The sequence below is a fragment of the Sandarakinorhabdus sp. genome, assembly GCF_051860625.1.
Classification (GTDB): Bacteria; Pseudomonadota; Alphaproteobacteria; order Sphingomonadales; family Sphingomonadaceae; genus Sandarakinorhabdus.
The window spans coordinates 26,786-38,353 of the sequence record NZ_JBHYDQ010000009.1 but is presented as its reverse complement, the minus strand read 5'-3'; the positions used below and the strand labels follow the sequence as shown (position 1 = coordinate 38,353).

Here is an 11,568-nt window from a genome sequence, read left to right as displayed (position 1 = left end):
CGGATGAAACAGGCCGTTCCGGCATTTTCGCAGACCGCTCCGGGTTGCCAGGGGGCGGCCGGTCAGTTTGCCAGCGTGGTTGTCGCGTCGAACAGCGATTGCAGTTCGGCGCGCGTGCGCGGCTGTTGCAACGCCAGCATCAGCAGGATGCGGGCCTTGGCCGGGGTCAGTTCGCGGCCACCGATGGTGCCCACGGCAGCATCGCTGTCCTCACCGGTGGCGGCAGCAGATGGTGTGATATCGCCAAAGCCCTGGCGGGGCGTGCGCACGATGGCCACGCCGCGCGCCGCCAATTCCCGCACTGCCGCGCGCGCACTGGTCGGAAAACCGCCGCCACCAACACCGGCAATCACGACGCCGGCCGCGTCGCCGGCAATGCGGCGAACATCGTCACCGGTCAGCCCGGTGTGGGCATAGACGATGGCAACCTTGGGAAAGGGCGCGGTCCCAAGCGTCAGCAACGGCTTCGCCTGTGCCGATCCCGCTGGTGCATAGAAACGGGCCGTCGGCCGCAACACGTCGCCAACCGGGCCGCGGGTGGGCGCGGCAAAGGCCTCCACGCGCTGCACATCCACCTTGGTGACTGATACCGGTTCAAAGATCGTGTCGTTCATCACCACCAGCACGCCGCGGCCGACAGCGGCTGGCGCGACGGCCACGCGGATGGCATCCATCAGATTCTGCGGCCCGTCGGCCGATACGGCGGTGCTGGGCCGCATCGATCCAACCACCACCACCGGCTTGGTGCGCGGCAACAGCAGATCGAGCAGAAACGCGGTTTCCTCCAGCGTGTCGGTGCCATGGGTGATGACCACGCCGGTCACGCCAGGGTCCGCCATCGCCGCCATCACCCGCGCATGCAGGGTGCGCCAGATCGGCTCGTCGATATTGCCGCTGGCGGTATTCGCCACCTGTTCGCCCGACACGCTGGCAATGGCCTCCACGCCGGGCAGCGCCGCGATCAGATCGGCAACGGACACCTGCCCGGAACGATAGGACGCCCCGTTGGCGGTGCCGACGCCGGCGATGGTGCCGCCGGTGGCCAGCACCCGCACATGGCTGGTTGCCTGGCTGGTTGCTGGCGCGGCGGGTGCAACCGCCTGCGCCTGGGCTGGCAGCGCCGGCCACACAAGGCACAGCGCAGCCGCCGTCCGAACATATCCCCGCATTACCCTGCCCCTAAATATTGTCGTTTGCAATTCGTCGACGCTCCGCCAGCTTGCGCAACAATGCCCGCGTGCGCAACTGGCCAAGCAGCTCGTTGATCAGCGCTATGCCCTGTTCGGCCATCTCCAGCGCCTTGGCCTCGCCGACATGCCCGGCCGTATGTTCCAGGAAGTGGCGCAGTTCCTGCGCCGTCAGCCAGTCGATCAGCACATTGTACAGCCGCATCTGGCCGCCGTCGAAGCCGAGCTCAGATTTGAAGCCGATGTCGTCCAGCCGCTGCACGGTGCGCAGGATGGCGGCGTCGCGGCCGCTGATGGTGCCATCCTCGCCGATGTCGATGGACAGGTCGGCAAGATGATCATGGCCGTGATCCGGCAGGGCCAGTTCGGTCAGCGCCACCCGCGCCGGGCCGGCATCGTCCAGACGCTGGGCAAGCAGCGCGTCGAGCATCGGGAAGGCTTCGGGCAGCAGCCAGCGGTCACCATCGTCGGCCTCCAGCAGGGTGCGGATGACGGCGAGCGGCAGGAAACGCTCTTCCTGCAGGCGCTTGATCGCCTTCAGCCGGGCGACATGGATTTCGGAATAGCGCGCACTGTTGCGGCTGGCCTTGTCCGGCTCGGGCAGCAGGCCTTCGCGGATATAATAGCGGATGGTTTCGCGGCCGACTCCGCTGGCCTTTTCAAGATCACGCATCCGCATTTTGCGTGCCTTAGCGCATCTGGCGCGGCCATGCTAACGCCAAGCCATGGAGTCCTTTGCTCGCCTGCTCGATGCGCTGCTCTACACACGGTCGCGCAATGCCAAGCTGCGGTTGATCGCCGATTGGCTGCTGGCTACCCCTGATCCCGATCGCGGCTGGGGGCTGGCGGCGCTCACCGGCACGCTCGATCTGAAGGCGGTGCAGCCCAGCCTGTTGAAGGCGCTGATCATCGCCCGGGTCGATCCGGTGCTGTTCGGGCTGAGCCATGATTTCGTGGGCGACATGGCCGAGACGATTTCGCTGCTGTGGCCCGACCCGCCGGGACAGAAGCCGCCGCCGCCGACGCTGGATGAAGTGGTGGCGCAGTTGGCCGGTCTGGGGCGCAAGGAAGCCCCGGCCGTGGTGACCGCCCTGCTCGACCGGCTCGATGTGCAGGGGCGTTATGCGCTGATCAAGCTGGCGACCGGCGCCTTGCGGGTCGGCGTATCGGCGCGGCTGGCGAAGACCGGCTTTGCGCAAGGGTTCGAGTTGGATGTGGAGGGCGTGGAGGAGGTGTGGCACGGGCTCAGTCCGCCGTTTGCGCCGCTGTTTGCCTGGGGGACGGGCGCGGCGCCGCAGCCGACCGCGGGCGATGTGCCGGTGTTCCGGCCGTTCATGCTCGCAAACCCGCTGGACGATGGCGAGCAACTGGATTTGCAGGATTTTGTCGCGGAATGGAAATGGGACGGCATCCGCGTGCAGATCGTGCATGCCGGCGGCGCCACGCGCCTGTTCAGCCGCACCGGCGATGATGTGTCGGGCGCCTTTCCCGATGTGGCCGGGGCGCTGGCGCTGCCGGCGGCGCTGGATGGCGAATTGCTGGTGCGCGGCGACGGGCAGGGCGGCGCGGGGGGTGTGGAAGGATCGGGCAGCTTCAACGCCCTGCAACAGCGCCTGGGCCGCAAGGCGCCGCCGGCCAAATTGATCGCCGAGCGGCCGGCGTTCATCCGGGTCTATGATCTGCTCAGCGTCAGCGGCGAGGATGTGCGCGGCCTGCCGTGGCACCAACGGCGCGCCCGGCTGGAGGCGCTGCTGCCCAGCCTCGATCCGGCGCGGTTCGAATTGTCACCGCTGGTGCTGGCATCCGATTGGGAGGCGCTGGCAAATTTACGCGATGCGGCGCGCGATGCCGCGATCGAGGGCTTGATGCTGAAACGCCGCGATGCGCCCTATGTGGCCGGGCGGCGCGGCGGGCTGTGGTACAAATGGAAACGCAGCGCGCTCACCGCCGATTGCGTGTTGATGTATGCGCAGCGCGGCCACGGCAAACGATCCAGCCTGTACAGCGATTACACGTTCGGCTGCTGGACCGGTGACGGCCAGTTGCTGCCGGTGGGGAAGGCCTATAGCGGGTTCACCGATGCCGAACTGGCGATGCTCGACAAATATGTGCGCGGGCACACGGTGGCGAAATTCGGCCCGGTGCGGGAAGTGGAAAAGTCGCTGGTGCTGGAAGTGGCGTTCGATTCGATCCATGCGTCGACGCGGCACAAATCGGGCCTGGCGATGCGTTTCCCACGCATTTCACGTATCCGCACCGACAAGCCGGCGGCCGAAGCGGACAGGATCGCCACGCTGTTGAAGCTGGCCAGTTGAGCGCCTAGGCTGCGGCCATGCTCATCGCCACCTTCAACATCAACGGCACCAATGCCCGCCTGCCGCGCCTGCTGGAATGGCTGGCCGACGCAAAACCCGACATCGCCTGCCTGCAGGAAATCAAGATGATGACCGAGAATTTCCCGGTCGAGGCGCTGAAGGAGGCCGGCTATCACTGCCTGGTGCATGGCCAGAAGGGCTTCAACGGCGTCGCCATCCTCAGCCGCGAACCAGCCACCGAAATCCAGCGCGGCCTGCCCGGCGACGACAGCGACGAACAATCGCGCTATCTGGAGGCCGACGTGATGGGCGTGCGGGTGGCCAGCCTCTACCTGCCCAATGGCAATCCGCAGCCGGGGCCGAAATTCGATTACAAGCTGGCCTGGATGCAACGGCTGCAAGCGCATGCGGCCGGGCTGGTCGGCCGCGCGCAGCCGGTGGTGCTGGCCGGCGATTATAATGTGATACCAAACGATGACGATATCTGGGATGCGCGGCGGATGGCCGACGATGCGCTGATGCAGCCAGGGTCGCGCGCCGCCTATCGCGCGCTGCTGTGGCAGGGCTGGACCGACGCGGTGCGGAGCCTCCACCCCAAGGGCGGCATCTGGAGCTTCTGGGATTATCAGGCCGGCGCCTGGCCGCAGGACCATGGCTTCCGCATCGATCACTTGCTGCTGTCCCCGCTGGCCGCCGACCGGCTGGTGGATGCCGGCGTGATGAAGGATGTGCGCGGGCAAGAAAAGGCCAGCGATCACGCGCCGGCCTGGGTGCAGCTCCGATGAATGCCTTGGGCAGGGGCGCATCCGATTGGATCTGATCGGCTTCGCCCTTGCCGTGTTGGTCATCGAGCTGACGCCGGGCCCCAACATGGCCTGGCTGGCGGGGCTTGCCGCGACGGAGGGGCGGCGTAGCGGCTTGGCCGCCGTCTGGGGTGTCGGGCTTGGATTGCTGGCCAACGGCCTGCTGGCCGCTTTGGGCCTGGCGGCGTTGCTGGCAGCGGCGCCCTGGGTGTGGAGCGCGCTGCAACTGGCCGGCGCCGGCATGATGGCGGTGCTGGCCGTGCTGACCTGGCGCGAAGCCGGACAGCCGGCGGCGGCGGCAAGACGCGCTGGCAGCGTGTGGCGGTCGTTCACCGCCGGCACCATGATCAACCTGCTGAATCCGAAGGCCTATCTGTTCTTCGTGGTGGTGGCGCCGCGATTCCTGTCAGGCGGATCAATGGACCTGCGGGCCGCCGTGGCGCTCACGCTGGTGAGTGCCGGGATCGCCACGATTGTCCATCTGGCCATCGTGTTGGCCGGGGCGAAGGCGCATGATTGGCTGCAGGACCCGGCGCGTGCCCGGCTGGCGCGGCGCGGATTTGCGGTGCTGATGCTGGGCGTCGCGATATCGTTCCTGGTGACGGATGTGCAAAGCGCCGGTTGAGCCTTGCCTCAGCGGCCCTGCGACCGCGGCGGCACCGGCTCGCGCAAGGTTTCGTCGAGCCAGTTCTGATCCAGCCGCGGCGCCTCTTCGGGTGGCGGCTCGCTGTCGATATACTGCTGCTCGTCGGGCGTGATGCCATAGGATTCGGCGTCCGGCTCCAGCAGCATTTCCTCGCTGGCATATTCGGTGACCAGCGGCTCCGGCGGGGTGCCGCCCACCGCGCGCGCCATATATTGCGCAAAGGCGCGGGCCGGCGCACGGCCGCCGGCCAGGCCGGGCACCGCCTTGTTGTCATCGCGGCCCATCCACACGCCGGTGGTCAGGCCCGACGAGAATCCGATGAACCAGCCATCCTTGTTGCTGCTGGTCGTACCGGTTTTCCCCGCCAGCGGCCGGCCGATCTGCGCGGCACGCGCCGTACCTTGTTCGACAGCGGCCTGCATCAATTGCGTCAACTGCGCAGCAATCACCGGCGCCACCACCTGGCGGGTGTCGCCCGCAGCGCGGCTGAACAGCACGCGGCCGCTGCCGGTGACGATGCGGGTGATGGCATAAGGCGCATTTTCCTGGCCGCTGTTGCCGACGGTGGCATAGGCGTTGGTCATTTCGAACAGGGTCGCCACCGATGCGCCCAATGCCATTGCCGGCTGCCGGTCGATCGGCGTGGAAATGCCGAAGCGCCGCGCCATTTCCGCCACCGTGTCAAAGCCGACCTGCTCGGCGACCTGCACCGCCACGGTGTTGATCGACAGCGCAAAGGCCTGGCGCACCGTGACTGGCCCGGCGAAGCGGCCGTCATTGTTCTTCGGGCTCCACTTGCCGATGGTGATCGGCCGGTCGTCATAAATATCCTCGGCAGTGATCCCGGATTCAAGACCTGCGGCATAGACGAACATCTTGAAGGCCGATCCGGGCTGGCGCCGCGCCGTCATTGCCCGATTATAGTTGGACCGCACATAATCGGTGCCGCCGACCATGGCCTTGACCGCGCCATCACGGGCCAGCGCCACCAGCGCGCCCTGCGAGCCTTTCGGGGCTTCGGCGCGGATCGCGGCTTCGGCCCAGGCCTGGCCTTGCGCGTTCAACGTGGTTTCGACCTGCAGCGGCTCTTCGGCTTCGTCGGTCAGATTTTCCAGCTCGGCGAGCACCCAGTCGGTGAAATAGCGCACGCCGGCGACGCGGGCCTGCGGTGCAAAACGCACCAGCGCGGGATCGGCAGCGCGGGCTTCCTCGGGCGTGATGCGCCCCGCATCGACCATCACCGCGATCACCGTGGCTGCGCGGCGGCGGGCGGCCTCGGCATCGGCAGACGGGGAGAATCGCGACGGCGCCTTGACCAGCCCGGCGATGATCGCGGCTTCCTCCAGGCGCAGCCGCCGCGCGCTGTGGCCATAGAATTTGCGCGATGCGGCATCGATGCCATAGGCACCGCCGCCGAAATAGACCCGGTTGAGATAGAGCTCGAGAATATCCTGCTTGGAATATTTGCGCTCGATGGCCAGCGCCAGCACCGCCTCGCGCAGCTTGCGGCTATATTGTTTGGACGAAGTGAGGAACAGGTTGCGCGCCAACTGCTGGGTGATCGTGGAGGCGCCCTGGGCCTTGTTGCCGCGGCTGGTGTTGATGACGAACGAACGCACGATGCCGATCGGATCGACACCGGGGTGATACCAGTAACGCCGATCCTCCACGGTGATCATCGCGTTGGTCATGGTGGCGGGGATTTCGGGATAGCTCAGCCATTCGCCATAGCTGGGGCCAAGGCTGGCCAGCACGCTGCCGTCGTCGGCCTTGATCTCCACCGATTGGCCGTTCGGGCTGCGCTTCATTTCGGTGAAGCTGGGCAGATCATTATAGGCCAGCGCGACAGCGACGCTGAGCGCGATGACGCCGGCCAGCACCAGCACCAGACCCCATTTGACGATGGAACCCAGGATGGTGGATTTCGAACGGGATGAACGTCGGGGCACGGCTGGTGTGTTATCCGTCAAATACGGCAGCTATTGGGCGCAGGCAGGACAGGCGGGGTCTTTCGGCAAGGCGATGCTGCGGAACCGCCCGGCGCGCACATCGAACAGCAGCAAGGACCCGGCGGTTGACGGAGCGAATCCGGACAGTTCGCGGACGGCCTCCAAAGCCATCAGGCTGCCGATCACGCCGGTGAGCGCGCCGAGCACGCCGGTGACAGCGCAGTTGCGGTCCGGCTGGTCTTGCGGGCTGCCGACGAAGCAGCGGTAGCAGGGCAGGGTGGGTTCGTGGCCCTTGAACAGCGCGACCTGGCCATCGAACGGCCCGACAGCGCCAGACAGCAAGGGCACGCGCATCGCCAGCGCCGTATCGGCCACCAGCAGACGCGTTTCGAAACTGTCACAACCGTCGATGATCAGATCATGGCCGGCAAGCAGCGCATCGACATTGTCGGCATCGAGGCGCAGCGGCACCGCGACGGTCGCGATATGCGGGTTGAGCGCATGCAGGTGGGTGGCGGCGGTTTCCGCCTTCATCGCACCCGCGTCGGCCGTGGTGAACAGCACCTGGCGCTGCAGGTTGGACAGCGCGACGTCATCATCATCGATGATCGTCAGCCGGCCGACACCCGCGGCGGCGAGATAGAGCAGGCATGGGGACCCCAACCCACCAGCCCCGACAACGGCGACCCGCGCGCGGGCCAGCGCCGCCTGTCCGCGGCCACCGAATTCCGGCAGCACGAGGTGGCGCGCATAGCGTTCGAGTTCGTCGTCTGAGAAGTTCACGTGTGCACGCCCGTGGAGCCGAAGCCGCCACTGCCGCGTTGGGTTTCGTCAAGCACATCGACCACCGCCAGCGCGGCACGGGTGACGGCGGCGGGCACCAACTGGCAGATGCGCATGCCGCGTTCGATGGCAAAGGCTTCTTGCCCCAGATTGATCAGCAGCGCCTTCACCTCGCCGCGATAATCGCTGTCGATGGTGCCGGGGCTGTTGGGCATGCTGATGCCATGCTTCAACGCCAGGCCGGAGCGCGGGCGGACCTGCACCTCAAAGCCTTCGGGGATGGCCATGCAGATGCCGAGCGGCACCGCGAAGCGCGCGCCGGGCTGCAACATGTGGGTGTCGGTGACGGCGGCCACCGCGTCCAGGCCGGCGGCACCGGGCGTGGCATAGGCGGGCAGCGGCAGGCCGTGACCGTGCGGCAGGATGGTGATGGGGATGTGGATCATGGCGAGAAATGGTCGGCGATGCGCTTGGCCAGCCGCTCGGCCACCGCTTGTTTCGGGGACGCGCCCCAATCCTCAGGCCCGGCGGCGCTGACGAAATGCACATGCGTGGCATCCGCGCCGAACACGCCTTGCGACACATCATTGGCCACGATCCAGTCCGCGCCCTTGCGCGCCCGCTTGGCCGCCGCGTTGGCCAGCAGATCTTCGGTTTCGGCGGCAAAGCCCACCACCAGCGCCGGGCGTTGCGCGTGATGACCGATGCCAGCCAATATGTCGGGATTTTCCACCATCGTCAGCGCCGGCGGCGCGCCGCCGCCCTTTTTCAGCTTCTGGCCAGCGGTGGCCACATGCCAATCGGCGACGGCGGCGACCATCACGGCGATATCAGCGGGCAGGGCGGCTTCGCAGGCGGCCGCCATGTCCCGCGCGGTGATCACGTCGATGCGGGACACGCCGACTGGCGTCGGCAGATGCACCGGGCCAGCGACCAGCGTGACCTTCGCGCCAAGCCCTGCCAGCGCAGCAGCAATGGCAAAGCCCTGCTTGCCCGACGAATGGTTGCCGATGAAGCGCACCGGATCGATCGGTTCGTGCGTCGGCCCGGCGGTGACCAGCGCGTGGCGGCCGGCCAGCGGTTTGTCCCCGAATTGCGCGGCAATCGCCGCCATGATCGCCGGCACTTCCGGCAATCGCCCCGGCCCGAACTCGCCGCAAGCCATCTCGCCCTCATCGGGTGTCATCACCGTCACGCCATCACCGCGCAGCGTCGCGAGATTGCGCTGCGTGGCGGGGTGCAGCCACATGCGCACATTCATCGCTGGCACCATCAGCACCGGCGTGTCGGTGGCCAGCAAAATCGTGCTCGCCAGATCATTGGCCTGGCCGGTCGCTGCCCGCGCAAGCAGATCGGCGGTGGCCGGGCACACGACGATCAGATCGGCGGCGCGGCTCAGTTGGATATGGCCCATCGCCGCTTCATCTTCCAGATCCCACAGGCTGGACCGAACCTTCTCCCCGGCCAGCGCGCCAAGCGACAGCGGTGTCACGAAACGCGCGCCATTTTCGGTCAGCACCGGCAACACATGCGCACCGGCGCGGCGCAATTCGCGCACCAGCTCCAGCGCCTTGAACGCGGCGATGCCGCCGCCGATGATCAACAGGATGGTCTTGCCGTGCACGGCTGTGGCCATAGCGCAGCGCCGCGCTTCACGCGAGCCGTTTGGTGCTTGACGGGCCAATCCCGCGCAGCCCAAGTCGTGGCCGGGGAGACATGCATGATATCCGCACCGCTGCGTTGGGCGATCATCCTGATCGGGGCGGCCATCGCGCTGAACTATATCGATCGCGGCGCGGTCAGCGTGGCGGCGCCGCTGATCAAGGATGAATTCGGCCTCAGCAACGAACGCTATGGGCTGATCGTCTCCAGTTTCTACTGGACCTATGTGCCCGCGCTGGCGCTGGCCGGCTGGCTGGCCGACCGGATGAGCGTGCGGTTGCTGATGGCACTTGGCGTCGCCACCTGGGCGATTGCCACCATCGGCATGGGTTTTGTCGGTACCGGCTTGGCCGGCGGCGTCACCGGCCTGCTGTTGCTGCGGCTGTTGATGGGTCTGGGCGAAGGCGTCGCCTTTCCCTGCGGGTCGAAACTGATTGCGCGGGTGCCTGAGGGCGCGCGCGGGCTGGCCAATATCTCATTATCCGGCGGGCTGGCGGTGGGGCCGCTCATTGGCACGCTGGCCGGCGGCTATATGATGGCGCTGTGGGGCTGGCGGGAAATGTTCATCGCGTTCGGCATGATCACTCTGCTGTGGCTGGTACCGTGGTGGCTGGCGCGGCGCGGCATCGAGGAAGGCGAAGGCCGCCAGGACCTCACCCCGCAAAACGCCGCGCCATTGGGCGAAGTGGTGCGCCAGCCGTCATTCTGGGCGATCACGTTTCTGCACCTGACGGGTACGTTTGCGCTCTATTTCATCGTCGGCTGGCTGCCGTTGTGGCTGGTGAAGGCGCGCGGCTATTCGATCATCGACATGAGCCTGCTGACCTCGGTCTTTTATATTGCGCAGATATTGGGCGGCACGCTGGGCGCCTGGGCGATCGACCGGGCAATCCGGCGCGGCGGCAACGGGTCGAAATGGCGGCGGAACATGCTGTTCTTTTCGGTCGGCACTGCCGTGGCCGGGCTGATGCTGCTGCCGGATGTGGAAGGCTGGCCGCTGCTGATCACGCTGATCGCCTGCACTGGCCTGGGCTATGGCCCGGTGCCCAATCTGCTGTTTGTCATTGGCCAGACGATGGCCGGGCCGGCATCTGCCGGGCGCTGGGTGGGCCTGCAGACCAGCCTGGGCAATTTGTCGGGCGTGATCGGCCCGGTGATGACCGGCATCATCGTCGATGCCGCCGGGTATCGCCCGGCGTTCCTGATGACCGCCGCGGTCGCCGCGCTGGGCGCGCTCGTGTTTGCGCTGGCGGTGCCGCGGATCGCGCCGGTGGCCTGGAAACTCAGGAGGTAGGCGGCGTAACGTCGGGAACCATGGCCACCGGCGCCGCTTCGGTCGGCACCATGGTCGGCGCGCCCTTGCCCTGCGTCGGCCCCACGGTCTGGCCGCGCGCCTTCCTGTGCTCATCCAGATCGAGAACCGCCGATTCGTCTTCGGTCAGCAGGCCGAGCCGGCGCGCGACTTCTTGATAGGCCTCGACCTCGCCGCCGAGATCGCGGCGGAACCGGTCCTTGTCCAGCTTGTCGCCAGTCTTCATGTCCCACAGGCGGCAGCCATCCGGGCTGATCTCGTCGGCCAGGATCACGCGGGCGAAATCGCCATCATACAGGCGGCCAAATTCCAGCTTGAAATCCACCAGCCTGATGCCGACCCCGGCAAACATGCCCGCCAGGAAATCATTCACCCGGATCGCCATGTCGGCGATGTCGTGCATCTCGTCCTGGCTGGCCCAGCCGAACGCCGCGATATGTTCGTCGGTCACCAGCGGGTCGTTCAGCGAATCATCCTTGTAATAATATTCGATGATCGTGCGCGGCAGCATCGTGCCTTCCTCGATGCCGAACCGCTTGGCGATGCTGCCCGCCGCCACATTGCGCACCACGACTTCGATGGGGATGATCTCGACCTGACGCACCAGTTGCTCACGCATGTTCAGGCGGCGGATGAAGTGGGTGGGGATGCCGATCAGGCCGAGCAGCGTGAACACATGCTCGGAAATCCGGTTGTTCAACACGCCCTTGCCGCTGATCGTGCCCTTTTTCTGGGCATTGAAGGCGGTGGCGTCATCCTTGAAATATTGGATGAGGGTGCCGGGCTCCGGGCCTTCATACAATATCTTGGCCTTGCCTTCGTAAATCTGGCGGCGGCGGGTCATGCGGTCCTCCTCGGCAGCGCCGGTCGCCTGTGGGCAGGGCGGAGCGCCACGAAAATATATGTTGTGG

The 11,568-nt window shown here is 66.7% G+C and carries 10 protein-coding genes and 1 pseudogene; 4 read left to right on the top strand and 7 right to left on the bottom strand.

Annotated elements, in window-relative coordinates:
- Positions 1-62: 62 nt before the first annotated feature.
- The gene (locus tag ACTIEZ_RS09955; RefSeq protein WP_439546522.1) at positions 63-1,169 is read right to left on the bottom strand and encodes an asparaginase; all 1,107 of its coding nucleotides are present in this window, start codon (positions 1,167-1,169) and stop codon (positions 63-65) included.
- Positions 1,170-1,179: 10 nt separating this feature from the next.
- The gene (locus ACTIEZ_RS09950; protein WP_439546521.1) at positions 1,180-1,860 is read right to left on the bottom strand and encodes a MerR family transcriptional regulator; all 681 of its coding nucleotides are present in this window, start codon (positions 1,858-1,860) and stop codon (positions 1,180-1,182) included.
- A 52-nt stretch (positions 1,861-1,912) separates the two neighbouring features.
- On the opposite strand from ACTIEZ_RS09950, the gene ACTIEZ_RS09945 reads away from it, so the two are divergent.
- Genes ACTIEZ_RS09945 through ACTIEZ_RS09935 form a run of 3 tightly spaced genes read left to right on the top strand, consistent with a single transcriptional unit; the run spans position 1,913 to position 4,930 of the window.
- A complete protein-coding gene (locus ACTIEZ_RS09945) occupies positions 1,913-3,502 on the top strand; it encodes a cisplatin damage response ATP-dependent DNA ligase (protein WP_439546520.1) in 1,590 nt (529 codons plus the stop codon).
- A 17-nt stretch (positions 3,503-3,519) separates the two neighbouring features.
- Entirely contained in the window at positions 3,520-4,287 is a 768-nt protein-coding gene (gene xth / locus ACTIEZ_RS09940; protein WP_439546519.1) for an exodeoxyribonuclease III, read from the top strand.
- Between the two features lie 25 nt (positions 4,288-4,312).
- The gene (locus ACTIEZ_RS09935; protein WP_439546518.1) at positions 4,313-4,930 is read left to right on the top strand and encodes a LysE family translocator; all 618 of its coding nucleotides are present in this window, start codon (positions 4,313-4,315) and stop codon (positions 4,928-4,930) included.
- Positions 4,931-4,938: 8 nt separating this feature from the next.
- On the opposite strand, the gene ACTIEZ_RS09930 is transcribed toward ACTIEZ_RS09935, so the two are convergent.
- The 4 genes from ACTIEZ_RS09930 to coaBC are packed head-to-tail and all read right to left on the bottom strand — an operon-like array spanning position 4,939 to position 9,319.
- Positions 4,939-6,900 carry a transglycosylase domain-containing protein gene (locus ACTIEZ_RS09930; protein ID WP_439546517.1) on the bottom strand — a complete coding sequence of 654 codons (1,962 nt, stop codon included), beginning with the start codon at positions 6,898-6,900 and terminating at the stop codon, positions 4,939-4,941.
- A gap of 30 nt (positions 6,901-6,930) precedes the next feature.
- Positions 6,931-7,683 carry a HesA/MoeB/ThiF family protein gene (locus ACTIEZ_RS09925; RefSeq protein ID WP_439546516.1) on the bottom strand — a complete coding sequence of 251 codons (753 nt, stop codon included), beginning with the start codon at positions 7,681-7,683 and terminating at the stop codon, positions 6,931-6,933.
- A complete protein-coding gene (dut, locus tag ACTIEZ_RS09920) occupies positions 7,680-8,129 on the bottom strand; it encodes a dUTP diphosphatase (RefSeq protein ID WP_439546515.1) in 450 nt (149 codons plus the stop codon). Before dut ends, ACTIEZ_RS09925 begins: the two co-directional genes overlap by 4 nt.
- On the bottom strand, positions 8,126-9,319 hold the full coding sequence (coaBC, locus tag ACTIEZ_RS09915; protein WP_439546514.1) for a bifunctional phosphopantothenoylcysteine decarboxylase/phosphopantothenate--cysteine ligase CoaBC: 1,194 nt from the start codon (positions 9,317-9,319) through the stop codon (positions 8,126-8,128). Before coaBC ends, dut begins: the two co-directional genes overlap by 4 nt.
- 84 nt (positions 9,320-9,403) lie before the next feature.
- On the opposite strand from coaBC, the gene ACTIEZ_RS09910 reads away from it, so the two are divergent.
- A complete protein-coding gene (locus tag ACTIEZ_RS09910; RefSeq protein ID WP_439546513.1) occupies positions 9,404-10,639 on the top strand; it encodes an MFS transporter in 1,236 nt (411 codons plus the stop codon).
- Positions 10,640-10,727: 88 nt separating this feature from the next.
- On the opposite strand, the pseudogene purC reads toward ACTIEZ_RS09910, so the two are convergent.
- A pseudogene (purC, locus tag ACTIEZ_RS09905) lies at positions 10,728-11,501 on the bottom strand (phosphoribosylaminoimidazolesuccinocarboxamide synthase); the annotation flags it as partial.
- Positions 11,502-11,568: the final 67 nt, after the last annotated feature.